At 41.4% G+C, this 26,413-nt stretch carries 18 protein-coding genes; 13 read left to right on the top strand and 5 right to left on the bottom strand.

The annotated features are described in order from the left end of the window. Positions 1-9: 9 nt before the first annotated feature. Both BW976_RS27865 and katG read right to left on the bottom strand, forming a co-directional pair. Positions 10-2,187, bottom strand: coding sequence for a peptidase domain-containing ABC transporter (locus tag BW976_RS27865; protein WP_076378800.1), 2,178 nt, complete (start codon positions 2,185-2,187; stop codon positions 10-12). 443 nt (positions 2,188-2,630) lie between these two features. Then, positions 2,631-4,889 carry a catalase/peroxidase HPI gene (gene katG / locus BW976_RS27860; protein ID WP_076378798.1) on the bottom strand — a complete coding sequence of 753 codons (2,259 nt, stop codon included), beginning with the start codon at positions 4,887-4,889 and terminating at the stop codon, positions 2,631-2,633. Positions 4,890-5,306: 417 nt separating this feature from the next. On the opposite strand from katG, the gene BW976_RS27855 reads away from it, so the two are divergent. The 7 genes from BW976_RS27855 (at position 5,307) to BW976_RS27825 (ending at position 16,515) form a co-directional block, all read left to right on the top strand. Beyond that, positions 5,307-5,843: an RNA polymerase sigma-70 factor gene (locus BW976_RS27855; RefSeq protein WP_076378796.1), complete on the top strand. Its 537-nt coding sequence runs from the start codon at positions 5,307-5,309 to the stop codon at positions 5,841-5,843. A gap of 165 nt (positions 5,844-6,008) precedes the next feature. After that, positions 6,009-6,965 carry a FecR family protein gene (locus tag BW976_RS27850; RefSeq protein WP_076378794.1) on the top strand — a complete coding sequence of 319 codons (957 nt, stop codon included), beginning with the start codon at positions 6,009-6,011 and terminating at the stop codon, positions 6,963-6,965. 127 nt (positions 6,966-7,092) lie between these two features. Beyond that, a complete protein-coding gene (locus BW976_RS27845; protein ID WP_217696306.1) occupies positions 7,093-9,687 on the top strand; it encodes a TonB-dependent receptor in 2,595 nt (864 codons plus the stop codon). A 123-nt stretch (positions 9,688-9,810) separates the two neighbouring features. Beyond that, on the top strand, positions 9,811-11,340 hold the full coding sequence (locus tag BW976_RS27840; RefSeq protein ID WP_076378792.1) for a pyridoxal phosphate-dependent decarboxylase family protein: 1,530 nt from the start codon (positions 9,811-9,813) through the stop codon (positions 11,338-11,340). Then, a complete protein-coding gene (locus BW976_RS27835; protein WP_076378790.1) occupies positions 11,312-13,750 on the top strand; it encodes a GNAT family N-acetyltransferase in 2,439 nt (812 codons plus the stop codon). Before BW976_RS27840 ends, BW976_RS27835 begins: the two co-directional genes overlap by 29 nt. 124 nt (positions 13,751-13,874) lie before the next feature. After that, positions 13,875-15,164 carry a lysine N(6)-hydroxylase/L-ornithine N(5)-oxygenase family protein gene (locus tag BW976_RS27830; protein WP_076378807.1) on the top strand — a complete coding sequence of 430 codons (1,290 nt, stop codon included), beginning with the start codon at positions 13,875-13,877 and terminating at the stop codon, positions 15,162-15,164. Between the two features lie 4 nt (positions 15,165-15,168). After that, positions 15,169-16,515, top strand: a complete 1,347-nt coding sequence (locus tag BW976_RS27825; RefSeq protein ID WP_076378788.1) for an MATE family efflux transporter — start codon at positions 15,169-15,171, stop codon at positions 16,513-16,515. Between the two features lie 214 nt (positions 16,516-16,729). Here BW976_RS27825 and BW976_RS27820 read toward each other — a convergent pair whose 3' ends face one another. Further along, a complete protein-coding gene (locus BW976_RS27820) occupies positions 16,730-17,476 on the bottom strand; it encodes a superoxide dismutase (protein WP_076378786.1) in 747 nt (248 codons plus the stop codon). Between the two features lie 167 nt (positions 17,477-17,643). Next, the gene (locus tag BW976_RS27815) at positions 17,644-19,152 is read right to left on the bottom strand and encodes a M60 family metallopeptidase (RefSeq protein ID WP_076378784.1); all 1,509 of its coding nucleotides are present in this window, start codon (positions 19,150-19,152) and stop codon (positions 17,644-17,646) included. A gap of 231 nt (positions 19,153-19,383) precedes the next feature. Between BW976_RS27815 and hemW the strand changes: the two genes are divergently transcribed. The 4 genes from hemW (at position 19,384) to BW976_RS27795 (ending at position 23,340) form a co-directional block, all read left to right on the top strand. Further along, complete coding sequence (hemW, locus tag BW976_RS27810; protein ID WP_076378782.1) at positions 19,384-20,505, top strand: radical SAM family heme chaperone HemW; 1,122 nt, start codon at positions 19,384-19,386, stop codon at positions 20,503-20,505. Between the two features lie 210 nt (positions 20,506-20,715). Continuing rightward, entirely contained in the window at positions 20,716-21,264 is a 549-nt protein-coding gene (locus BW976_RS27805; RefSeq protein ID WP_076378780.1) for a fasciclin domain-containing protein, read from the top strand. 193 nt (positions 21,265-21,457) lie between these two features. Further along, a complete protein-coding gene (locus tag BW976_RS27800; protein WP_076378778.1) occupies positions 21,458-22,336 on the top strand; it encodes a cupin-like domain-containing protein in 879 nt (292 codons plus the stop codon). Between the two features lie 122 nt (positions 22,337-22,458). Next, entirely contained in the window at positions 22,459-23,340 is an 882-nt protein-coding gene (locus BW976_RS27795; RefSeq protein WP_076378776.1) for a cupin-like domain-containing protein, read from the top strand. A 106-nt stretch (positions 23,341-23,446) separates the two neighbouring features. Here the strand turns inward: BW976_RS27795 and BW976_RS27790 are convergent, their stop codons facing one another. Continuing rightward, positions 23,447-23,866 carry a YybH family protein gene (locus BW976_RS27790; protein ID WP_076378774.1) on the bottom strand — a complete coding sequence of 140 codons (420 nt, stop codon included), beginning with the start codon at positions 23,864-23,866 and terminating at the stop codon, positions 23,447-23,449. A gap of 149 nt (positions 23,867-24,015) precedes the next feature. Here BW976_RS27790 and BW976_RS27785 point away from each other — a divergent pair, with 149 nt between their 5' ends. Together BW976_RS27785 and BW976_RS27780 are read left to right on the top strand one after the other, a co-directional pair. Further along, positions 24,016-24,894 (top strand): carbohydrate kinase family protein, encoded by an 879-nt coding sequence (locus BW976_RS27785; RefSeq protein WP_076378772.1) that lies wholly within the window; start codon positions 24,016-24,018, stop codon positions 24,892-24,894. Between the two features lie 350 nt (positions 24,895-25,244). Then, entirely contained in the window at positions 25,245-26,342 is a 1,098-nt protein-coding gene (locus tag BW976_RS27780) for a vWA domain-containing protein (RefSeq protein WP_076378770.1), read from the top strand. Positions 26,343-26,413 lie beyond the last annotated feature (71 nt).

Here is a 26,413-nt window from a genome sequence, read left to right as displayed (position 1 = left end):
CCCGAGTTACTAAGTTCCCAATTCTAATTGGTTTTTAACTAACCTATAGTAATCACCTCTCAAAGCTGTTAATTCATGATGAGTCCCCTGTTCAATGATGTGCCCTTTATCCAAAACAATAATATTATCGGCATTACTTACGGTACTTAGCCTATGCGCTACAATGAGAACGGTACGTCCTTCAAAAAACTGATGCAGGTTATCCATGATCACTCTTTCATTATTGGAATCTAATGCGTTAGTGGCTTCATCAAAAAATATATAGTGCGGATCTTTGTAAACAGCACGTGCGATCAGCATCCGTTGGCGCTGTCCCTGGCTGATGCCGTTTCCTTCCGAACCTATTTTGGTATTGAGGCCTAAAGGAAGACCATCAATAAAATCCTGAATATTAGCTATCTCTATAGCATGCCGCAATTTAGCTTTATCCGGATAGTCATCGCCTACGGCAATGTTACGTTCTATCGTGTCGGAAAAAATAAAGCCATCCTGCATCACTACACCGCATCCACTGCGCCATGTTTTAAAAGCAATATTACCGATCTGTTGGCCACCAACTTTAATATCTCCGTTTTGGGGTTCATAAAAACGGAGAAGCAGTTTTAAGATGGTTGTTTTTCCACTCCCACTCATACCCACTATGGCTGTGGTTTTACCCTGGGGAATAACCATATCTATATTTTCCAATACAGGCTCGTTCCCGGCACCCGGATAACGAAAAGTAAGATTACTGAGGGATAAGCTTTTGTTTTCGGGAAGACTATGGCTCCATTCCTTATCTACGGGTTCCTCATCCTCCATCTGATGAATTTCGTTCAAACGTTCCAGACTGATCTTGGCATCCTGAAATCCCTGAATAAAACCTAGCAATTGCTCAATGGGACTACTTAGCTGACCAACAATATATTGCACAGCAACCATAGCTCCGAGGGTTAGGTTTCCGTTGATCACCGCCTGGGCACTTAAAAAAGTAATCAGTATGTTTTTACCTTCGTTAATAAAAGTTGCCCCACCTTGCTGATATTGATTAAGCGCCAGTGTTTTTACGCTGAACTTAAATAGTCGGGCCTGGATATGCTCCCATTCCCAACGTTTCTGCTGCTCACAATTGTTCAGCTTAATTTCCTGCATACCGCTTATCAGCTGTACAATACTGCTTTGATTTTTGGCAGAGATTTCAAAACTTTTGTAATTAAGCGCCCTGCGCCGTTTTAAAAAAATCACAATCCATGCAGTATACAGGCCGCTGCTGACTGCAAATACAAAAAATATCGTTGCATTGTAGTAAGCCAGTACTATCGAAAAAACAAGCAGATTAAACATGGAGAACAGCGTACTTAATGTGGAACCGGTTAAGAAACTTTCGATCCTTTTTTGGTCGCTCATACGTTGCAGGATATCACCCGTCATTTTGGTATCAAAAAAACTCATAGGTAGTTTCATCAGTTTGATCAAGAAGTCGGTGAGTATAGAAACGTTAACCCGTGTACTGATATGCAACAGTATCCATGACCGTATAAAATCAACACTAACCCGGCCTATGATAAGAGCCGTTTGTGCAAAAAGTATAATATAAATAAAGTTGAGGTTACGGGTATTGATCCCTATATCAACAATGGATTGGGTTAAAAAAGGAGTAATAAGCTGCAATAAACTTCCAATACCCAGGCCAAACAAAAGTTGTATAACCAATTTACGGTAAGTAATCAGGTATCGCAACAGGAACGACCAGCGCACTTCACTGCCTTTCTCCTCCTCTTGTTCATAAAATTGTGGCGTGGGCGAAAGTAATAAAGCAATTCCCTCCATGCTTTCTGTATCACTTTGCCAATTGCGTTTAAAATCTTCTTCACTCAGGGTTATTAAACCGGCAGCCGGGTCTGCTAAATAGTATTTGTGTTTTTTTATCTTATACAGTACTACAAAATGATTTTGTCGCCAATGTAAAATACATGGTAGCTCTGCTTCTTTTAATTGTTCTGCATTCAATTTAACGCCAATTGACCTGAAACCAATTTTTTCTGATGCATCGCTGATACCCAGTAAGGACACGCCTTCTTTGTTGATCTCGCAAAGCCGCCTTAGGGTTTGAAGTTTAAAATTTCTTCCATAATATTTAGCGATCATCCGCAGGCAAGTAGGGCCGCAGTCCATTTGATCAGGTTGTTTATAGATAGGGAAAGGCATGTTAAAATTGTTAAAACAGTTTGTGATCTTTTAGGCAACTCATAAATAAACCATTGTCAATTCAGGTTATATCAGGATCAATAAAACCTGAAAATATACAAAGTTTTATGTCAGCTCGGTATTTTGTTACTTAAAAAATAGTGTTCCGGCTTATAAAAATAGTTATATACTTCAAAAAAGCAGTGAAGTATTAAATATTGTACGAAGGAATCTAAATTTATTATTGTGACTGCATTTAAGTAATATTAATATTTTTTTATTAAGCTTTATCTTTTTCAGAGTTAAAAATATAATTTGATAGTATTTAAATCAGGACTTTACCAAATAAAAAAGACACCCTGTTACAGGTGCCTTTTTTATTTGGTAATCTTCATTCATCTATCTGATCCATTAACGGATCAAAAGAAAAACCTGAGGTGATGAATGGTTGGGATCAACCAAATTTAAAACCGGTCCAGATTCATCACTTTGTCCCAAGCTTTTACAAAATCCTTTACAAACTTATCCTGAGCATCTGTACTTGCATATAGTTCTGCAATGGCCCTCAGTTCTGAGTTGGAGCCCAACACAAGATCTGCACGGGTACCTGTCCATTTTACTGCACCGGTGACACGATCGCTACCTTCGTAAAGTTCTTTGTCGGCCGATATTGCTTTCCATGCAGTATTCATGTCAAGCAGGTTTACAAAGAAATCATTAGTAAGCGCACCCGGACGTGATGTAAAAACACCATGTTTGGAACCATCAAAATTAATATTCAGTACACGCAAGCCACCTAGTAATACAGTTAATTCAGGTGCAGTAAGCGTAAGTAAATGCGCCTTATCTATCAGTAATTCTTCGGTAGATACCGGGGCTTTTGTTTTGCGGTAATTGCGGAAACCATCTGCAGCAGGCTCCAGGTAACCGAACGATTCTACATCGGTCTGTTCTTGAGAAGCATCCGCACGGCCTGGTTTAAAAGGTACCGTGATGTTGTGGCCTGCATCTTTAGCTGCTTTTTCAACCGCTGCAGAACCGGCCAGTACAATCACATCTGCCAATGAAACTTTTTTACCGCCTGCATTAAATTCTTTTTGAATACCCTCTAAGATGCTCAATACATTTTGCAATTGTGCCGGGCTGTTCACCTGCCAGTATTTTTGCGGGGCAAGGCGAATACGGGCACCATTTGCGCCACCGCGCTTGTCTGTACCGCGGAAGCTGGAAGCCGAAGCCCATGCGGTGGAAACCAGCTCAGATATGTTTAAACCTGATGCCAATACTTTTGCTTTTAAAGCCGTAATATCACCTTCAGCTATCAACGCGTGGTCAACTGCAGGGATAGGATCCTGCCACAGCAATTCTTCCTGTGGTACATCCGGCCCTAGGTAACGTTCGCGGGGGCCCATATCGCGGTGTGTTAGTTTGTACCAGGCACGGGCGAAAGCATCTGCAAATTCATCAGGATTTTCCAAGAAGCGCCTTGACACTTTTTCGTAAGCTGGGTCAAACCTCAAAGCCAAATCTGTAGTGAGCATAGCCGGCTTATGTTTTTTTGAGCTATCATACGCATCAGGGATGGTGGCTTCTGCATCTTTAGCTACCCATTGGTTTGCACCAGCCGGGCTTTTTGTCAGTTGCCATTCAAAACCAAACAGATTTTCAAAAAAATCATTGCTCCATTTGGTTGGTGTTTTTGTCCATATTACCTCCAACCCGCTGGTAATCGCGTCGGCACCTTTGCCAGAACCATAACTGTTGCTCCATCCAAAACCCTGCGATTCGATGCCTGCAGCTTCAGGTTCTTTGCCTACATGGTCAGCAGATGCGGCACCGTGGGTTTTGCCGAAACTATGACCACCAGCTATTAATGCAACTGTTTCCTCATCGTTCATGGCCATACGGCCAAATGTATCGCGGATATCTTTAGCGGCAGCAACGGGGTCAGGATTACCATCAGGACCTTCGGGATTCACATAGATCAGCCCCATTTGTACAGCTGCAAGCGGTTTTTCGAGGTTACGGGAATGGATGTCGCCATCGGCATCTTCGTCTGTCACCAATACCCCGTGCCCTTCCTGCACACCAGGTGAGCCGTGTGCGTAGCGAAGATCGCCACCCAACCAGGTGGTTTCAGATCCCCAATACACAGACTCATCGGCTTCCCAAACATCTTCGCGCCCGCCTGCAAAACCAAAGGTTTTAAAACCCATTGATTCCAATGCTATATTACCGGTAAGGATCATCAAATCGGCCCATGAAATTTTACGGCCATATTTTTGTTTGATAGGCCAAAGTAACCTACGGGCTTTATCAAGACTTACATTGTCGGGCCAGCTGTTAAGCGGAGCAAAACGTTGCAATCCAGCACCTGCCCCGCCGCGTCCGTCACCTACCCGGTAAGTTCCGGCACTATGCCACGCCATACGTATGAACAAACCACCATAGTGACCAAAATCTGCCGGCCACCAGTCCTGTGAGTCAGTCATCAATGCATGAAGATCTTGTTTTACTGCTGCCAGGTCAAGGCTTTTAAATGCTTCTGCATAATTAAAATCTTTATCCGTTGGGTTTGATAAAGAGGAATTTTGGCGCAGGATATTTAGCTTTAACTGGTTGGGCCACCAATTGTGGTTCCGGGTACCACCACCGCCAGCATTATTTTTCATACTGCCGTTGTGAAACGGGCATTTACTGATGTCATTTGATTCGTTTTCCATATTTATAAGTTTATGTATTGAACTCCTACTGATTGTACAGTGGTATAAAATTAGGACATTAAAGAACACAATCACAATCGATTAATTCTATATCCAATAGTTAAAATTGATTAAGGTTTTAAGCATAATCCCTAAATAGGCAGACTATTTTGTTACAAAAGTGGGTTTACATGGTTTACACTTTTCATGGTTAACATTTATATATTTTACTGAAAATCAATTCATTAAATTCATTTTACCATCATATAGTGTGTTTACATGTAAACCCACTCAAGGTTAAGTATTCAATATCATTGGGGATCGGGATGTACTAATGGAGCGCAATAAATCTCAACTTTCAATCTAATATCATATTTAATCACTTTTATTTATAATCATTCTAAATAGTTATCTATATTTGTCCAAAATTAGCTTTCAGTGTCAGGCAATAATAAATACCCCCAAGTAGTTTTTCACTTAACCGAGCAGTCCTTTCAGCAGCTATACCGCATGTATTGGAAAAAAGTTTTTGCTATTTGTTATCATACTTTGAGAGATGAAGACATAGCTGCAGAGCTTTCCCAGGACATATTTGAATCGTTATGGAAACGTAGAAACTCCCTCCAGATAAACGTATCCATTGAACAATACATTTTCAGATCGGCTAAACTCGAGGTATTTGAATATTGCCGTACCACATCAAACCGTCAAAAACATCTGCAAAATGTTATTCAAAATCAATCAACTGAAGGTACATATACCGAAGACACACTGAACTACAACGAACTGTATAAAACGATCAATCGCCTTATCAATAGGCTTCCCTATAAATCGCAGGAGGTTTACCGTTTAAGCCAGCAACAAGGATTAGATAAAAAATCCATTGCTTCGGCTTTGCTTATATCAGAAAAAACCGTTGAATACCACCTCTACAAAGCATTGAATTTTCTCCGGGATAATTTGGCTGTTGACTAATAAAACACAGGCTAAATGCTGAAATTTATTCTCTATTTCTCTTACTACTGATTTTTTTCTACCTGAAAATCTGCTATTTAAATATTATTTAGAATTAGTCTTAGGAAGAATAAGGAATTAATCGGCTATGATATTGAATGCAACACGTAGCTTGCATTTAATTAAATGAAAATAGAAATAACGCAGGAACTATTAGAACGGTATCATCAGGGTCAATGCAGCACTGATGAACAGTTTGCAATTAAACAATGGCTACAAAACATAACAGAAAGTGATTTCACTATTTCTGCTCCTGTAGATATACAAGGTATAGAGGATAAAACATGGGCAGAACTCTCCAGCCGGATATTTATTGAAGATGAGCCCCGAAAAACAAACTGGACCTGGTTGATCAAAGTGGCCGCAAGTATTGTTTTGATCGTAGGCTTTGCATTTTACATTTACCACTCTACCGGAAAGCATCAGGAGAAAGATAATAACCTCATTAGCTATCACGAAGTAAAGGTTCCTAAAGGAAAAAAAGCTACCTGCACTTTGCCCGACGGAACAATTATTCAGCTAAACTCAGATAGCAAGCTTCGGTACCCCGAAAAATTTACCGATACATCAAGAGTTGTAGAATTTGAAGGGGAAGCATTTTTTACCGTAGCTAAAGACAAGAAACGCCCATTTTCTATCAATAGCAAACAGGTGGTTGTAAGGGTTTTAGGCACTCATTTTAATCTAAGGGCCTATCCAGAGGAAAATAAAACCGATGTAGTGGTTGAAGAAGGAAGAGTAATGTTTTCGCCAAGAATTAAAAAAAGCTTTCTAATTCTTACGGCTAACCAGCAAGGGGTGTATGATGTTGATCAGTCTTTAAAACAACAATCGGTATATGCCGCTGCTTATTATAGCTGGCGTAATAATCAATTGCAATTTAAAGATCAGAAATTGAGCGACATAGCATCAACCCTCGAACGCTGGTATAACGTAAAGGTGCTTATTAATAACCACTTATTAAAGAATGAACGTTACACCGGCCGCTTTAACAACCCCGATATAAAAAGTGTACTCAACAGCCTGGAGTTTGCTATAGGCCTTCATTATAAGATAACCGGGAATAATGTAACTATTTATTAAACAGATACTATTACTAAAGTCGATGTAGAAAAATATAAAAATAAAAATTCCCGGTGTTTCGTCGCCAAACTACAACACCGGGATTTGCTCAACTAATCCTTAATTAATTAAACATTTAAACGAAAATATGAAACAGGTACATACTTACCTCAACAATTTAACTAAATATTCTTCAGGCTTTACCTTTAAACCGCTAAATATTGTCTCTAAAGTATTAATTATTATTGTTTTAACACTTTTCAACACCACTCATTTATTTGCACAACAAGATATACTTGATAAACCAGTAACTATCAAATTAAGTAATATTACTTTGGCCGATGCACTGCTGGCTATTGGCGATAGAGCTTCTGTAAGTATCTCCTATAGCAATACCAGGCTTGATGCCAAAAAGATGGTGAATGTAGATGCCACGAATCAACCCATCAAAAAAATATTACATGACCTGATAGGTGCTAACCTTAAATTAAAGGTACAGGGCAATGTCATCACCATTCAAACAACGGATAATAAACCGGTAACTTCTATCAATTTAAATAATAACCTGAATGAGGTGGTAGTGGTTTCATCTCGTTCACCGCAGCATATCAGCGAAATACCCGGCACAGTTTGGGTTATCGATAGTGCCAAACTACAATCCCAGATCAAAGCGGGTGTACCATTGAAGGAAGCATTGGGTATATTGATCCCTGGTTTGGATGTTGGAAGCCAGGGTCGCTCCAACTACGCACAAAATATCCGTGGACGTAATATATTAGTAATGATCGATGGCGTATCTATCAATAGCACCCGTAATACCAGTCGCCAGTTTGATGCTATTGATCCATTCAATATCGAAAAGATCGAAGTACTATCCGGCGCAAGCTCGGTTTATGGTGGCGATGCCACTGGTGGGATCATCAACATCGTAACCAAAAAATCAACATCAGAGAAACTGGCTTTCCAGACCGAAGTAGGGGGGCGCAGCGGCTTAGGCCATGGCGATGATCATGATTTGCGCGTAGCACAATCCATCGCCGGTGGCAATAGCTTTGTAAAGGGCCGTTTAGGTTTTGCTTATCAGCAAAATGGCGCTGCTTATGATGGCGATGGCCACCAGATCATCATCGATACCAAACAAGGCGACTTACAATACAACCGCAGCATTGATCTGTTTGGTAATGTTGATTTTAAACTCAAACACAACCAAACCATCAGTTTGGATGCACAATATTACAACTCCAAATACAACAGCGACCATGGCTTATTTTTAGGTAATAATCTGGCCGGTGCATTACCAGCCAATGCCAATAATAATGTAGCCCCAGACCCTTCACTGCTGGATGTACGCAAAGGCTTTGATGCCGACGTGGTGCCGCGCAGTAAACGCATTTTTATTAATGGTCAATACCGTGTTGGTAATATACTGGGAGGTCAAAGCTTCCAGTTCCAGGCCTTTGTCCGGTCAGAAAAATTGGATTTTAATCCCTCTTTCCCCGAAGGTATTGTTCAATCACGCGATCTTACCGTTGCACCGGGTAATGTAAAACCTTTACCATTGGCTGCATCGCGCCAAAACACCGATGTGTATGGCTTCAAGGCAGTTCTAGCAAAACAGTGGGACAAGGTAAAAGTAACCTATGGTGCCGACCTGGACCACGAAAAGTTTGTAGGAACGCAAGCCTTCTTTGATACCAATTTAAGCTATAGCTCAGGTGGACTGATCAACAAAACTGCCAGCACTTTAGAACGTTATCCGGGTAATCGCATACTGGGCATATCAGGCTTTGCGCAGGCCAGCTGGGAAATTGTCGATAACCTTACTCTATCGGGAGGAATACGCCAGCAACATATGAATGTAACCGTGGATGACTTTGTTCGCTTTCAGCAGCAAGTATCTGTAAACTATGGCATTGGTACTTCGGCAGATAAAATTCCCGGAGGTAAAAACGATTATAATGTGGCCCTGTTCAATGGTAGCCTAATCTATAAGTTTAGCAATAAAGCACAGGTATGGGCAAACTACTCACAAGGCTTCTCGGTACCCGATCCAACCAAATATTACGGCACCGGTTCTTATGTACGCGATGGGGATAACTGGAAACTGGTTAACAGCATCAATGTAAAAGACGCGCCATTAAGCGGTATCAAAACCAACCAGTATGAACTTGGCGGCAGGTTGAGCGACGAAAGTGGCTTTAAAGGCCAGATAGCAGGTTTTTATTCTGTATCAGACAAAGCCATCCTCATCAATACCAGCAATTTTACCATATCCGTTACCGATCAAAAAGTACGCAACTACGGTTTTGAAGGTGAACTGAGCTATAGCCAGCAACCCAAAGGTTTAATAGTTGGCGTTTCTGGTCAGTTCATTATTTCAGATATCAAAACACCTGATAAAGGATATCAGCGCAATTCTATTATCTCTACCAATCCATCCAAATTTGTGGGTTTTGCTGGCTGGCAAAGTCAGGATTTTTCGGTAAGGCTACAAGCCGTGCGCTCGCTTGACCTGAAAGATTATCAAAACCTGGAGCTTAAAGGCTTTACCACATTTGATTTGGTGGGTAACATAAAATTACCATTGGGTACGCTGTCTGCCGGTATCCAAAATCTTTGGGATAAGCAGTATTTGACATTCTGGGGACAGCGCTCGGTACTGTTTTACGGAGCCCCAGCCAAACTGTACCAATACTACGGTCGCGGCAGAACATTTTCTTTAACCTATACCATCAGTTATTAATATATAAGCAGTATCAAGTAGCTAGTATCAAGTATCACGACTTTTTTAAAACAGCATATCGTTTCAGAGATTTTGATACTTGATACTAGCTACTTGGTACTAAAATTAAAAACATCGATACCTATGATAACACAATCCAATGTTCCACATCAGGATGAGGCCATATTAGAGGCCTTAAGCACCGATACCTCTTTTGAAGACATATTTTACGAAGGTTCATCCCAGGAATATCTGAAGGCTATGAGCCTGGCCAGTCAGTCGGTTGTTAATTTTTTGCATGATAATAAAAAACCATTCAGCGGTGTAACAGCAGCCCAATTACGCCCTCAGTTTGAATCAGTTGACCTGACTACTCCCCTGCCAGATTATGAAAGCCTGATGAGCGAGGTAGAATCGTTATACACCAAACACGCGGTTACCTTCCATCATCCCAAATATGTGGCACATTTGAACTGTCCCGTAGTAATACCCGCTATAGCTGCCGAAGTACTGATCAGCGCTATCAATTCCTCGCTGGATACCTGGGATCAAAGTGCCGGGGGTACGCTGATAGAGCAAAAAATGATTGAGTGGACCTGCGATGAAATTGGTTTTGATAAAAATGCCGACGGCGTATTTACCAGCGGGGGTTCGCAAAGTAATATGATGGGTTTATTATTAGCCCGTGATCATTATTCCATAGAACACCTTAAACATAATATCAAACAAAACGGATTACCACCAGAAGCATCACGCTTCCGGATCTTTGTTTCCGAAGCCGGGCATTTCAGCATCCAGAAAAACGCTTCGATATTGGGTCTGGGCGAAAAAGCTGTAGTTAAAATAAAAGCCGATCGCACCTTCCGGATGAATACCGTTTTGCTGGAAGATGCGATACAACGTGAATTAAAACAAGGCAATATCCCTATAGCAGTTGTAGCCACTGCAGGTACAACCGATTTTGGCAATCTTGATCCCCTGGAAGCCATCGGCCATATAGCTGCCAAATATAAGTTGTGGTACCATGTTGACGCGGCTTATGGTTGCGGTTTATTATTGAGCAGCAAGCACCGGTACTTGTTAAACGGAATCGAACTCGCCAACTCTGTCACTGCCGATTATCATAAAGCCTTCTTTCAGCCGGTTAGCAGCAGTGCGTTCCTGGTAAACCATAAACGATATTTTGGATTGATAACTCATTATGCCGATTACCTGAACCCAAAAGATCAGCACTCAGACGAGATCCCCAATCAGGTGAACAAATCCATACAAACCACCCGCCGTTTTGATGCCCTTAAACTTTGGTTTACCCTGCGTATGATGGGCAAAGAAAAACTAGGCGGTTACATAGAAAAGATCATTGAAACAGCCGAAAATGTGGCGCATATCATCAGTACTGATCGTGATTTTGACCTGTTGAATTATTCGGACCTATCGGCATTGGTTTTCAGGTATAATCCCTCGGGTTTACATACCGCTAACCTGACCCAAATGAACCAATATATTAAAGCACAGCTTTTAAAACATGGCGATGCGTTGGTGGCCGGCACCAAGGTTCACGGAGAGTTCTATCTCAAATTCACACTATTAAACCCGCTTACCACTACCGATCATATTAAAAACATTCTATTAAACATTAAAAAACATGGAAACGAATTCATTAAGTTTAATTAACCTTAGGGAAGAGGCTGAGCAGGTAAATTATACTGCTATGCTCAACAGTTATCTGCGTGAGTTTAGTAATTGGAGCCGTTATCTGGGAATCCCAAAATATGACGAAGCATTAGCCGCTCATTTCCGGTCAACCGGGTATGATTTTCATATCCGTATTGATTTTTCTTCTATCGGACAGGAAGTATACGCTCCCTTGAACTATTATTCAGAAAGCGGCAGGCATATATTTCATTTCCCGATTGTAAAACGCGATCTATTAACAGATAAGATTACAGAACTGGCTCCTACTGATATGATAGCGCTCATCGTTCAATATGGACAGGAACAATATCCGGAGATAGAGGCAGACATCACCCAAAATCGTTTAGTGAACAGCATTGAAAACCTGGAGAAATATCTCGAAAATTTCATCAAACACGATCTTAACGCCAATGCCGTTGAGATGGGTTTTATCCAGGCCGAGCAATCGCTTATTTTAGGTCATAGTGTACACCCCCTGCCCAAATCAAAACAGGGATTTAACGATGACGACCTGTTTAAATACTCCCCCGAAACAGCTGGCCGCTTCCAGCTACATTATTTTTTGATAGATGCCGAGAATGTAATTGAAAAAACTGCCGACGATATTTTGCCATCTGTTCAGTTAAAAAAGGAGTTATTAGTCCTTGCGGCTAATGATACCCGGGTGATGGAATTGTTAAATACACATCCTGCCTTCATCGTAGTGCCCATGCATCCCTGGGAGGCTAATTATTTACTGCAACAGGACGATGTTTTAGCTTTACAGCAAGATGGCAAGCTGTTTAGTTTGGGTGGCTGGGGAGCTGAGTTTACACCAACCTCCTCTGTACGTACGGTTTATAATGAGGAATGTGACTGGATGTTTAAATTCTCCCTGCACGTAAAGATCACCAACTCCGAGCGCATTAACCTATACCCTGAGCTGCATCGTGGTTATGATATTTCTCGCCTGCTGAAAACTCCCTGGGGGCAAAATCTACAGAAGGATTTCCCGGAGATTGATTTTATTGTTGACCCTGCCTTCATCGCCGTTACCGATAATAACGGGGAGGTGATCAATGGCTTTAACATCAGCATCCGTCGCAATCCTTTTAAAAACGAGGCTCAGCATAAAAATGTAACCCTGATAGCCGCACTTTGCCAGGACAGCATTTTGGGCGAACCATCCAGGTTAACCAATATCATTAAAACCGCTGCCCAAAAATCAAACAAACCGGTTACCCGCGTGGCCGAAGATTGGTTTAAACAATACCTGCATATCTGTATCAGGCCAATGGTTTCTATTTTGAATAAATATGGCTTGGCTTGTGAGTTTCACCAACAGAATGTAATGGTGGAGTTGGACAAGAATCTGTTCCCGGCCAAACTTTATTTCAGGGATAATCAGGGATTCTTTTTCCGTACGGGTAAGGCTGATGAAATTTTAGCTGCGATACCGGGTATTGCCGATGAAAGTAAGTCTATCATTGATGAAGAATACATCGCCCCAAAATACACCTATTACCTGATGATGAATAACCTGCTGGGTGTAGTAAACGCATTCGGGGTGAATGGCCTGGCTGACGAAAAACGCCTGCTGGATATTGTTTATAAAGAGCTAAAAAGCCTGGAAGCGATAGACGAAACGGGGTTGGTAAGCTATATTATCAACAGTCGCGACTGGAGTGTAAAGGGTAACCTGCTCACCAGTTTACATAACATGAACGAGGCTAATGTTTCGTTAGAGTACCCGGCAGTTTATTTAGATCATCCAAATCCGCTCAATAAATTTTTCTTCTGCAAAAACCTGATTAAACCGGAACGGAAAGACATCGTTTATACCCGTTATTTTCCGAAAGAAGATGTGACGCTGAGCATCCGCCCATTTGATATTGACCGCGACCTGGAAATGGTGCATCACTGGTTTAATCAGGAACAGGCCAAACCAGTCTGGAAAATGGATGGCCCCATACGCGGACTGGAATTGTTTTATAGAACCATCATCCCAAGCGACGCTACCCATAGTTTTATCGGTGAGGTAAATGGCGTACCCAATTTTACTTTTGAGCCTTACTGGCCTGCCCGTGACCTGGTAGGTGCCTATTACGAATGCTTACCTACAGATTACGGTACGCATTTATTGGTAGCCCCGATAGAGAAAGAAAAAAAATTTGCATACCAATCTTTACAAGTAGCCTTAGACTATTTATTTGCACAGCCCGAGGTTGGCAAATGTATTGGCGAAGCAGCTGTGGAGTCGAGAGCCATGCGTGCACTGGCCAACAGAATTGGTTATCAGCAACAAAGAGTGATAGATATGCCGCATAAAAGCGCCAACCTCACCTTTTTATATCGCGAATGGTATTGGGACAAAAATCCAGGCACGAAGGAAATTAAGATAGAACTGTAGAGGGAGTAAGGATTTTAGGAGCAAAGAACAAGGATAAAAAATTCAGGGGTGAGAAATCATGCATCCTTACTTCCAAAATCCTTATTCCTTGCTCCCCAAATCCTTGTTCCAAAAAAATAAAAAATTGAAGACAAAAAAAATATACAATCTGATCGGTATTGGTATTGGCCCGTTTAATTTGGGACTTGCCGCGTTAACAGAGCCGGTCGACGAACTAACTACCTTATTCCTTGACCGCTCACCCGCTTTTGACTGGCATCCTGGCTTAATGTTGAGCAATGCTACTTTACAGGTGCCATTTATGGCCGACCTGGTAACTATGGCCGACCCAACCAGCCGTTATAGCTTCCTTAATTTTTTGAAGGAAACCAACCGCCTTTACAAATTCTTTATCCGCGAAAACTTTTTCATTCTGCGTAAAGAGTATAATGTTTATTGCAAGTGGGTAGCCGCACAACTATCTAACTGTCTCTTTTCCAGATCGGTTGAAGCAGTTGAATACATTGAAACTGCAAAGCAATACAAGATTAAGGTTATCAATAGTTTAACTAACCAACCTGAGGTTTACTATGCCGAAAAAATAGTGTTAGGTACCGGTACCGAGCCGCGTTATCCGGATTTTATGAAGGATATTAAAGCGCCAAACGTTTTGCATACTTCCAATTATCTATATAAAAAAGCCGACATTTTACAGGGCAAATCGATAGCCGTAATTGGGTCCGGACAAAGTGCCGCTGAGGTTTTTCAGGACCTACTGCCCCACACTGAGGATGGTTTGCAGCTCAGTTGGTTTAGTCGCCCGGATCGATTTTTCCCGATGGAATATGCAAAATTGACACTGGAGCTCACCTCGCCCGAGTATGTGGACTATTTCCATAACATGCCCGCAGAAAAACGTAAAGCCGTATTGGCCAAACAACCGCCATTGTACAAGGGTATCAACTTCGACCTCATCAACCAAATATTTGATACACTTTATGAAATGAGTGTTGATGATACGCCATTAAATGTGCAGCTGCGCCCAAATTCACAACTGGATAATATTAAAGTAAATCCAGACGGTTCAAATGAACTGCAGTTTACCCATGTACAGCAGCAACAAACCTTTACACACCAGGCTGATTATGTGATACTAGCGACTGGATACAAGTACAATACCCCGGCGTTCATCAATGGTATTCAACAACGCATTGGTGTTAACGAGGATGGTCTTTTTGACGTAAAACGTAACTACAGTATTGACATCAGTGGCGATGAAATTTTTGTGCAAAATGCCGAATTGCATACCCATGGCTTTGTAACCCCCGATTTAGGAATGGGCGCCTACCGCAATTCCTGTATCATTAACCAGGTTGCCGGCCGGGAAATTTATAAGGTGGAGCAGCGAATTGCCTTCCAGCAGTTTAGTGTTTAGGTAGATGGATAACCGTAAAGATTTCATACTTAACATGAACCTGCGGAAGGTAATGTGGCAAACCTCATGGCCGGCTGTTGCCGCTATTGTGCTGTACGGCTTAAACAATTTTTTGGATGCCTTGCTGGTTGGCCGGCTGGTTGGCCCGCAAGCTTTGGCCGCTGTTGGATTGGCTTACCCCCTGTCGCAAATTGTAATGGGTTTTGGCCGATTGATAGGCACCGGGGCTTCAGCAGCACTCAGTATTTGGCTGGGTGCCAATGATTCCGCAAAGCTTAAACAGTTGTTTGGAAATTTGAACGTGCTGTCCATTACCTGTGCAGCATTATTTGCCATCCCTGCTTATATTTTTGCCGAAAACCTGCTTGCTCTCATGGGGGCTAAAGGCGAACTGGTTGCCATAGCAGCCAGTTATTTCAGAGTAACGTTAATTGGTTCGGTGTTCTGGATCCATGGTTTTTCTGTCAATATGCTCATCCGGGGCGAAGGAAAAATGAAAACCGCAGCTTGTATGATAGGCATCGGACTCCTGATCGACATGATGTTAAAACCCATTTTCATCCTCGTGCTGCACGGAGGTGTAGCCGGAGCGGCCTGGGCAACCAATACGGCCATGTTTATTTACTCGGCCATGGGAATCATTTATTTTGCGCGGAATAAAAGCATCTTCCGAAATGAATGGTACTCCTTGAAACCAACCAAAATTGTAGTCAAAAAAATAATATCACTGGGCTTTCCCGAAATGTTGTTTTCCATCATGTCGGTCATACAAAGCATGCTGATATTACAGGCCATTTCCAGATACGGAACGCAGCAGGATCTGCTTTTTTACACCATCGTAAATCGTTTTTATTTGCTCTTGCTAACGCCGCTATTTGGCTTAATGCGGGGCCTACAGCCCGTAGCAGGTATAAACTATGGTGCCGGAAATATTTTAAGGGCAAAAAAATCACTGCTCATTGCTATCACTGCCGGTATTGTGATCATTTTACCATTCTGGATCGTCGCGCTGTTTTTCCCTAACGTGTTATGGGGATGGATGGTTCCGCATGTGGTTTTATCGGCGGTACATATTTTAAATTTGCGTGTTTATTTATCAGTTTTACCATTTTTACCGGTTATTGTGATGGCCCTGGCTTATTTCCCGGCTATTAACCAGGCCAAAAAAGCAAGCCAACTGGCTATTCTCAGGCAACTGTTTTTTTATCTTCCGGCTACACTGATACTTCCTGTGTTTTTTGGTGTTAACAGTATTTTTTGGGGCAGTGCGGTTATTGAACTTTTGGTTATACTAATTACGCTTTGGATGTTAAAAAGCCCGATATTAAAATTCAGGGTGAAGCCTATCTGAAACGCTGTTTATTATTTTTAAATCAGATTCAGTCGACTTCTCCCTCATATCATTGCTGTAAGGAACGACGAAGCAATGACGTAGCTATTCTGATCAATGAGAACTCGATGAGATTGCCACGTTGCGCCCGCAATGACATATTCTTTATGAATAATAATTGGCCTTGTCGAAGGGTTGCGAGAAAAGGCCTGTGTACAAACATTAAATACTGGTATTACCCCAATCGTTTATTCACCTCATCCCAGTTAACCACATTCCACCAATTGGCAATGTATTCATTACGTTTATTCTGATATTTTAAATAGTAGGCATGCTCCCAAACATCCAAAGCCAGCAATGGCGTCCCTTTAACCTCTGCTTTATCAAATAAAGGATTATCCTGGTTTGCTGTAGATGTTATTTTTAAAGTCCCGTTATCATTAACTAACCATGCCCAACCCGAACCAAAACGGGTTAAAGCAGCCTGGGTAAACAGCTCTTTAAACTTATCTACACTGCCAAATGCATTGGTAATAGTATCTTTAACTTTCCCGTCAGGTCCGCTGGATGTACCGGGTTTTAAGCTCGCCCAAAAAAAGTTATGGTTCCAGGCACCGCCCCCATTATTTCTTGCTTTGGCAGATAGCTTCGAAGCATTATCAAAAAACTCCTTCTCTGAACTATAATTGAGCTTTTCGGCAACAATGGCGTCATTTACATTTTTAATGTAGGCCGTATGATGTTTGGTATAATGGATCTCCATAGTCAAAGCATCTATATTGGGTTCCAGAGATGCATAACTAAAACCCAGGGGAGCTTGTACAAATTTCAGGGGACCATCATCCCCGTTTGCTTTGGCAACATGATCCTGGTTAGCGGCAAAGGCGGCTGCACTATCTAAAATTATCGGACCTCCCACTGCAACTGCTACAGTTACTTTAAACGAATCTTCTATAAACTTTCTCCGGCTGCTGATTTTCATAATAATGATACTTTACTGGTATTAAATTAGTTATCTAATTTACCTTTAATATTATTATTTGCAGATTAAAATTACCGGGATCGAACACTCTTTACAAACCACTGATGATCGCAGCATTGTCCACACAAACGTTTGTTCTTATTTATATAAAGCACATCAAGCGTTAATTAATTTTGCGGTGGAAAATTATAAGGCATCCATTGAGGGTAAACGGAAAGCTCTTTGTTTACATTATCACTGATGGGTACACCCCAGGTATTCCAAAATGGCGCCAGGTTTCTTTTTACAATGCTGGAGTAGGTTTTAACCCATAGATCCCGTTTTTGCTGATCGTTTAACTCACCGATGTTAGGGCCAATTTTTTGGTATTCTCTGAAAAAAGCTTTAAAGCTTTCCCAACCAAAACCTTCCTGCATCTGACGAAACATGATTAAACCCAAAAACGGGTCATTTTTCCATTTCTCGTAATTAGCACCTTCGGCAAAATACTTCTTCATCTGCTTTTGTGTACTGGCGTTTGAAATTGCGGTGTGCGCATTGTCCCGTCCACCCATCAACCGATCAAACATATACAACGAAAAAAAGTTGTTACTTACCTCGGTTGTACCTCCAAATACCCAATTCAGATTTTGCATATTGTGGCCTATTTCGTGAAAAAAGCCCCAGTTGGCTCCACCACCACTGGGTTTCATCAAAAGCTCTGGATTGGCCATAATTTCGTTGGATAACATGTGTTTTGTAGGAGAATGATGTATCATTATCGGATAACCACTGTGCATATAACCACCGCCAATATGCTCGTCGGGTACCAAACGCTGCGCCCTGTAAAATGGCAAGGGCATTTGGGCAAGGTCCATTTCGCCCCCAATAATCAGGTCCCACAGCTTCATTACTTCCTGTGGATTTTTAATGGTTTGCAAAACACTATCGGGCAAGGTTAAAATTACGTTTTCGGTAGCCATTTCACCCCAGGGCGCTTTGTTGTTTTTGAGTTGGTTCTCCCAGTCACTTTGGGAAGTTTTGCCCAATACAAAAAGCGGGGCAGTTACCGCATGACTAATTTTAAGATCAATTTTTCTACTCTGGCTTTTCGGGTTTAGGTTAATATAAATCAAACCGCCAAAAGGCGAAGCCAGTCTGTTTACGCCAACCACCAATTTCTGCGTCTTGGTAATGATGGGCATACGGCGCCAATCCTCCGTGCCTGCTACCCACTCATTCAGCCTATCGGTGTGGGAGCCAATTTGCGCTTCCAAATCATCGATATTGGTATTTTTAGGTACTTCTATCTCTATATATTGCCCTGCTATGGCATACAAGCCGGTGCTGTACATAATATCATGATCATAACCCGAATAGCCTAAGGTGGATACAATACCTACCAGGCCATCGGCTATTTTTTTGTGCTGAATACTTACAGTTCGGCTTATCAATTGATAACCTGGTTTTACCGCGCCCGGAAAAATGGCTGATGAAGGTTGTGTCTTGACGTTTTTATAATTAGTGCTTTTTAATACTTCATCGCTCCATTTGGCTATTGCCTTTCTAAAATCAGTATCTTTTTTAGAAAGGGTTTGTTGAGGAGAAATAAGAACTGTTGCCGGATCTTTTTTGGGAGTTTGAGCAAATACGGCAAGCCCGGAGGCTAAAAATACAATGGTAAATAATTTCTTCATGAATTGGTTGTATATAGCTAGTGATAAATTATTGTTTAGTATAAGGCTATGTCTGACCATGTTAGCAATAACCATTAGTTTTTTTGAGTATTCTAAATATAGCGTACAGATAGTGACCATCGTAATAAAACACCGCACAAACGTTTGATAAGTTATTCGAATTAAATTCTCTTCATTTAAACAACGCTTAACTTAATATCATTTACTAAATATATTTATGAACTTTGCCACATGGCGGGTATCTACATACATATTCCTTTTTGCAAACAGGCATGTCATTATTGCGATTTCCATTTTAGCACATCGCTTAAATATAAAGATGAGCTGCTGCATGCGCTTGTAAAGGAAATCAAATTGCAAAAAAGCTACCTGGATAATGAAACTGTAGAAACCATTTACTTTGGTGGCGGAACTCCATCGGTATTGGAGGCTGATGCAATCAGCCTGCTGATCAATACCATTACAGAACTGCATACCGTGTCCTCGGATGCGGAGATAACCCTGGAGGCCAATCCCGACGACTTAGATGATGCCAAAGTAAAAGCACTACGCCGAACCGATGTGAACCGCTTTAGCATTGGTATCCAATCATTTTTTGACGAGGATCTGCTGTGGATGAACCGGGCCCATCGCAGCCGGCATGCCGAAGCTTCGGTAAAAAGGGTTCAGGATGCCGGTTTTGAGAACATCACTGCCGACCTAATCTACGGATACCCGTTATTAACAGATACCAAGTGGAAACAAAACCTGGATAAGATATTTGAGCTCTCTATCCCTCACATATCTTCCTACTCTATGACGGTTGAACCACAAACCGCCCTGGCTGCTTTCATCAATAAAAAAAAGCAGCAGCCTATGAATGACCAACAAAGTGCGGAACAATTTACGGTATTGATGGATGCAATGGCTGACCATGGTTTCGATCATTACGAGATCTCCAACTTTTGCAAACCCGGACATTATTCCAAACATAATTCCAATTACTGGCAGGGCGTAAAATACCTGGGTATAGGCCCCTCAGCTCATTCCTATAACAGCGAAGCCCGGCAATGGAACATCGCCAATAATGCTAAATACATACAGAGTATTGAAAGCGGCAAGCTGCCTGCCGAAACCGAAACACTTACCGAGGAAAACCGATTGAACGAATATATCATGACCTCCATTCGCACCATGTGGGGGCTTGATCTGGATAAATTGAATTCCATAGCCAAAGCTTCCGCATCACCATTACTCATTGCCGCCGGGCAGTATTTTGATAGCGGTTGGATAAAACAACAAGATAACGTTTTATATTTGACCCCTACCGGTAAACTTTATGCCGATAATATTGCAGCAGGTTTATTCTTCTAAGCAATTAATGCTTTTTAAATCAGCAAGTTGTAAGAATTAATCACGTTAACAAAAACCGTTATGCGGTGCTCCCCGTATCTCCTTACAAATAGCGTCTATTATAAATTTAACAAAACTATCAAGAGCTCGTGATAGTTTTGTTACATGGAAAAACAAAACAAACAAGCACCTTTGGGTGTCATTAAAAACAATTTATAAACTAATCACATCATGAAAAAACTGATCATAGCAGTATTAGCATTAGCAGCTTTTGCAATATCGCCTAATGCCAATGCACAAACTAAAATGGTAGGTGGCGCGGCCATGTATCCAACAAAAAACATTATTGAAAATGCGGTAAATTCAAAAGACCACACCACTCTGGTAGCGGCTGTTAAAGCTGCCGGTTTGGTGGAAACATTATCATCAGCAGGCCCTTTCACCGTATTTGCGCCTACTAACGAAGCATTTGACAAATTGCCCGCAGGTACTGTTGATAACCTGGTTAAACCTGCAAATAAAGCTACTTTAACCAAAATTTTAACTTATCACGTTGTTGCCGGTAAATTAAGCGCAGCCGATCTTTGGTCGAAAGTAAAAGACGGAAATGGCAAAGCCGAACTAAGCACTGTAAGTGGTGGCACTTTAACTGTTATGGCACAAGGTAAAAAGTTATACCTGGTTGACGAAAAAGGTGGCAAATCATGGATCACTATAGCCGATGTTAATCAAAGCAATGGTGTAATACACGTAGTTAACGCTGTACTAATGCCTAATTAAGCAGTCTGCAGCAATCAATTCGCAGTTTGTAAGCCGATTGAAAAAGCTGTCAATTAACTGTTTTAAAATACAAACCACAAAAAGAAACCCGGCAAATGTCGGGTTTCTTTTTGTCAGAAAAATTTCAAAAAAAAGCTAAACAATTGGGTGTTTTTTTCAATTAATTAATTTTGCATGTTAATTAATTGTGAATATGAGTTTGCACCTAACACCCATAGATACCGTTGATAATATAAGCAGAGCGGATTTTGTTAACAATTACTTAAATCCGCGTAAACCGCTTATTATTCGTAAAGCAACACAAAGTTGGCCCGCTTTGCAAAAATGGACCTTTGATTATTTAAAGGAAATCGTTGGCGACCAAACCGTACCATTATATGATAGCTCCAAGGCCGACCCGTCAAAGGCTATCAATGCATCGGCAAGTGAAATGAAATTTGCCGATTATATCGACCTGATACAAAAACAACCTACTGATCTTCGTATATTTTTATTCGATCCTATAAAACATGCGCCAAAATTACTAGATGATTACCGTTCACCAACCGATCTGATGGGTGGTTTTCTGGATAAATATCCCAATATGTTTTTTGGAGGAGCTGGCTCTGTTACGTTTTTACATTACGATATTGATCTTGCCCATATCTTCCACACCCATTTTAACGGTCGCAAAAAAGTGATCTTGTTTGACTATAAATGGAGCGAGCGCTTGTATTGTATCCCCTTTGCCACTTATGCACTGGAGGATTATGATATTGAGAACCCCGACTTTGAAAAATTCCCTGCCCTGGATGGTATTGAAGGCCACGCAGCCGTATTGGAGCATGGCGATACCTTATTTATGCCTACAGGATACTGGCACTGGATGAAATACCTGGATGGGTCATTCTCTATTTCCTTGCGTGCCTGGGATAAATCATGGGCCATAAAAGCCAAAAGCCTGTATAATTTAACCATACAACGTAAGTTTGACAATATGATGAAAGCCCGGTTTAAGAAAGACTATATGGACTGGAAGGAAAAACTGGCCATCAAACGCGCGCAAAATGCATTAACGGCTGGCAAACCTTAGCATTAATTACATTTTTTAACATAAAAGCTTATACCTTTTGGGGTTTTATTTCGTTATTTTGTTTGCTTTTCGGTATTTAAGTTAAATTAGTTTAAATAAAACAGCCGAAACGTAATTACAATATGAGTTTTATCCTCCACCCGATTGATACTGTTGAAAATATTTCTCCTGAAGATTTTAAGAAGAACTATTTAGATCCCCGCCGACCGCTGGTTATAAAAGGTTTGACCAAAAACTGGCCCGCCCGTGAAAAATGGACGCCGGAATATTTAAAGCAGGTAGTTGGCAAAAAGGTGGTGCCTTTATACGATAATTCAAAAGCCGATCCTTCAAAACCCATCAACTCATCGGCAACCGAAATGCCTTTTGATGAATATATGGATATGATCCGCAGCCAGCCTACCGAGTTGAGGATTTTCTTTTTTAACATCTTTAAACAGGCCCCGCAGCTTTTGGATGATATTGTATTACCCAAAGATTTGATGGGTGGCTTTTTAGAAAGTATGCCCGCCATGTTTTTCGGCGGCTCCAATTCGGTTACCTTTTTACATTACGATATCGATCTGCCGCACATTTTCCATACCCATTTTGGTGGCCGCAAACATGTGATCTTGTTTGAAAACAAATGGAAACGTCGTTTATACTGCATACCGAACGCTACTTATGCTTTAGAGGATTATGATGTGCAAAACCCCGATATCAAAAAATTCCCGGCACTGGATGGTGTAGAAGGAATTGAGGTATTTTTAGAGCATGGCGATACCCTGTTTATGCCTACAGGCTACTGGCATTGGATGAAATATATCGACGGATCGTACTCCCTGAGCCTGCGTGCCTGGGACGCGTCTATCAGCCGTAAAGCAGCAAGTTTATATAACTTGGCTATCAAAGGCGGGGTCGACAGCGTATTAAAAATGGCTTTCAAAGAAAAATATGCCAAATTCCGCGAAGAACTGGCTGTAAAATGGGCCAACCGTGAATTAGCTGCCGGGAAACCGTTTTAAGTTGTAAGTTCTAAGTTTGAAGTCATAAGTTATTAAATAGCGAAGAGCTACACTCATCGCTATTTTTGTTGAAGCTTTTCCATCTCAAATCTAATATCTCATATCCCTATGATGTATGATCGCACACAATCTTCCACTCGCCTTTTATTTTTCTGAACCATAAAGTATAATAGCCCCCCGGTGCATCTTTTTCACGCTTCAACTTCCAGCCACCAAACAAAAAGGCATTAGTAGCATCCAATATTTTTACCTGCAGAATGGTAAAAATAAGTTGTCCCATAGCCGCTTTATCCGGATAGCCTTTTTTATAATGATCAAGGGCGGTTTGCCATCCATAATTAGGCACTGCTTTGCTTACAAACAATAGCGAATCTGATTTCCAGTAGCCCTGCATAAAGCCATCAATATCGCCCTTATTCCAGGCCAATTCCTGATCATGCATCACTTTGAGTATGGCCTGCCTGTCTTGTGCATGAGAGAGGTAAGAAGCAAAGATCAAGAGGCAAGATAATATGTACTTTTTCATCCCCTAATATAAACACGATTTTCAGGATTAAAAGGATTACCAAGATTAGTTAAAAAACTCATAGACCTTCAAAATCCTGTAAATCCTCTCATTAATCTTTAAATCCTGTTATATTTGGACTATACTACACCACCTTTACAATCAGCTTTATGAAAAATCAGGTATTAAGCTTCGGCGAAGTTTTATGGGATGCTTTTGGCGATGGTAAAAAAGCCGGTGGGGCTCCCATGAATGTAGCAAGGCATTTAGTGCAGCAAGGGGTTAATGTTGCCTTTGCCAGTTCTATAGGAATGGATAACAGTGGTGATGCCCTGATAAATTTTTTGCAAAAAAGCGGTCTTAATTCACCACTAATTCAGCGCGATGATGATTTGCCCACCTGCGAAGTAACGGTACAGCTCGATGAAAACAACCAGGCTACCTACATTATTCCTAAACCCGTATCCTGGGATAATATTCAAACCACGGATGAATTAACCGAGGCAGGCAAAAAGGCATCAGCCATTGTTTATGGCAGTCTGGCCTGCCGCGATACAACCACCCGCGAAACACTGTTAAACCTTCTTGACGAAACACCGGCACTCAAAATATTTGATGTAAATCTCCGCCCCCCTCATTATACACTGTCTACCATCGAAACGCTTGCCGCCCGTGCACATGTAGTAAAAATGAATGAAGAGGAAGCAACCCTTTTAATAGGTGGAAGCAGCGATTCACTGCGCGACCAGATCACAGAGTTCCGCTCCAAATATCATAACCAAACCATTTGCGTAACGCGTGGCGAAAACGGTGCTATTGTTTGGCATGATCATGAATTTTATGAAAGCCCCGGCTGCCCGGTAAAAGTAAGCGACTCCGTAGGTGCCGGCGATGCTTTCCTGGCCACTTTTGTAGCAGGTATACTGGCCAAACACCCCATGCAAACTATTGTTGATAAAGCATGCTCTGTGGGTGCTTTTGTGGCCAGCCAGCGTGGCGCTAATCCCGTTTACCCGGCAGAATTATTGAATAGTTTAGCGTATTTGTAAACTCTTTAAAACTCTAAATGCTTTTTTTATATGTCATTGCTGTAAGGAGGAACGACGAAGACAACCGACCGTAGGGAGTTCATTAATACCGTTAAAAACAAATACAACATTAATAATCTCGTAGCTATTCTAATTAGCCAACATATGAGGGGATTGCCACGCTATCGCAATGACATATTTTATAATTTTCGCAATGACCCTTCATTTTAGTTCGTTTCATCTGCACATCTGAAATCCGCACATCTGCACATCTACCTTTTGTCATACTTACCTAACAATTTGCTTTAGTATATGGCAAACCAAACTTTTAAGAATAATAATCCGTTTCTTTATATAAGAAAGGACACGATATGCGCGGTTTTGGATTTTCCAAATTTAAGCCAAACCAGATCCCCAAAGGTGGATTTGACGAATTATTAAAATTATTTCTGGAATTGCTCAACTATACTTCGGGCGATGCAGGCGAAGCTTTAGCCTGGCTTAACGAACTCGATAAACAATACAACCTCACCAACGATGATTATGGTATGGGTGATTTTATCGACGAGCTGAAACAAAAGGGCTACCTGGATGAAGACCGTCAGAACGGTGGTTTTAACATCACCGCCAAAACAGAACAAAGCATCAGGCAATCCGCACTGGAAGAAATATTTGGTAAACTAAAAAAATCAGGCAAAGGCAATCACCGTAGCCCACAATCGGGTCAAGGTGATGAAAAAAATGCGGAACGCCGCGAATTTGAGTTTGGCGACAGTCTGGATCAGATAGATATGACCCAATCTATCCATAATGCACAGGTGAATCATGGCATAGGCGATTTTATGATGACCGAGCGCGATCTGGAAGTAGAGGAAATGGATTATAAAACCCTTACTTCTACCGTGCTGATGATCGATATCTCACACTCCATGATCTTATATGGTGAAGACAGGATAACTCCTGCCAAAAAAGTGGCAATGGCCCTTGCCGAATTGATCCGCACTAAATACCCAAAAGACACCTTAGATATTGTGGTTTTTGGTAACGATGCCTGGCCTATTACCTTACAGGATCTCCCCTATTTACAGGTTGGCCCATATCATACCAATACTTATGCGGGGTTGGAACTGGCTACCGACCTGCTCCGCCGGCGCAAAACGCATAATAAACAGATCTTTATGATCACCGATGGTAAGCCTACTTGTTTAAAGGAAGGTACCCGGTATTATAAAAACAGCATCGGGCTCGACAGGAAAGTGGTTAACAAAACGCTGAATATGGCTGCCCAGTGCAAACGCTTAAAAATACCCATTACTACCTTTATGATAGCTAAAGATCCTTACCTGCAGCAGTTTGTTCGTAAATTTACGGAAACCAATGGTGGAAAGGCTTTTTATAGTTCTTTAAATAATTTAGGGGAGTATATTTTTGAGGATTATGCCAGAAACAGAAGAAAATCGGTAAGGTAAGATCAGATACAAGAAGTTAGAGTCAAGAATCAGGACAAAGACAATCGGTGAAATCAAAAAAGCATCAGTGA

This window comes from Mucilaginibacter lappiensis (genome assembly GCF_900155965.1).
Taxonomy (GTDB): domain Bacteria; phylum Bacteroidota; class Bacteroidia; order Sphingobacteriales; family Sphingobacteriaceae; genus Mucilaginibacter; species Mucilaginibacter lappiensis.
The sequence above is the reverse complement of the archived record's forward strand: the minus strand, read 5'-3'. Positions and strand labels throughout refer to the sequence as shown.

Bases quoted from the DNA above. Each gene is read 5' to 3' on its own strand.
- BW976_RS27865 (WP_076378800.1), bottom strand. From the start codon at position 2,187: ATGCCTTTCCCTATCTATAAACAACCTGATCAAATGGACTGCGGCCCT.
- katG (WP_076378798.1), bottom strand. From the start codon at position 4,889: ATGGAAAACGAATCAAATGACATCAGTAAATGCCCGTTTCACAACGGC.
- BW976_RS27850 (WP_076378794.1), top strand. From the start codon at position 6,009: ATGAAAATAGAAATAACGCAGGAACTATTAGAACGGTATCATCAGGGT.
- BW976_RS27845 (WP_217696306.1), top strand. From the start codon at position 7,093: ATGAAACAGGTACATACTTACCTCAACAATTTAACTAAATATTCTTCA.
- BW976_RS27840 (WP_076378792.1), top strand. From the start codon at position 9,811: ATGATAACACAATCCAATGTTCCACATCAGGATGAGGCCATATTAGAG.
- BW976_RS27835 (WP_076378790.1), top strand. From the start codon at position 11,312: ATGGAAACGAATTCATTAAGTTTAATTAACCTTAGGGAAGAGGCTGAG.
- BW976_RS27825 (WP_076378788.1), top strand. From the start codon at position 15,169: ATGGATAACCGTAAAGATTTCATACTTAACATGAACCTGCGGAAGGTA.
- BW976_RS27820 (WP_076378786.1), bottom strand. From the start codon at position 17,476: ATGAAAATCAGCAGCCGGAGAAAGTTTATAGAAGATTCGTTTAAAGTA.
- BW976_RS27815 (WP_076378784.1), bottom strand. From the start codon at position 19,152: ATGAAGAAATTATTTACCATTGTATTTTTAGCCTCCGGGCTTGCCGTA.
- hemW (WP_076378782.1), top strand. From the start codon at position 19,384: ATGGCGGGTATCTACATACATATTCCTTTTTGCAAACAGGCATGTCAT.
- BW976_RS27805 (WP_076378780.1), top strand. From the start codon at position 20,716: ATGAAAAAACTGATCATAGCAGTATTAGCATTAGCAGCTTTTGCAATA.
- BW976_RS27800 (WP_076378778.1), top strand. From the start codon at position 21,458: ATGAGTTTGCACCTAACACCCATAGATACCGTTGATAATATAAGCAGA.
- BW976_RS27795 (WP_076378776.1), top strand. From the start codon at position 22,459: ATGAGTTTTATCCTCCACCCGATTGATACTGTTGAAAATATTTCTCCT.
- BW976_RS27790 (WP_076378774.1), bottom strand. From the start codon at position 23,866: ATGAAAAAGTACATATTATCTTGCCTCTTGATCTTTGCTTCTTACCTC.
- BW976_RS27785 (WP_076378772.1), top strand. From the start codon at position 24,016: ATGAAAAATCAGGTATTAAGCTTCGGCGAAGTTTTATGGGATGCTTTT.
- BW976_RS27780 (WP_076378770.1), top strand. From the start codon at position 25,245: ATGCGCGGTTTTGGATTTTCCAAATTTAAGCCAAACCAGATCCCCAAA.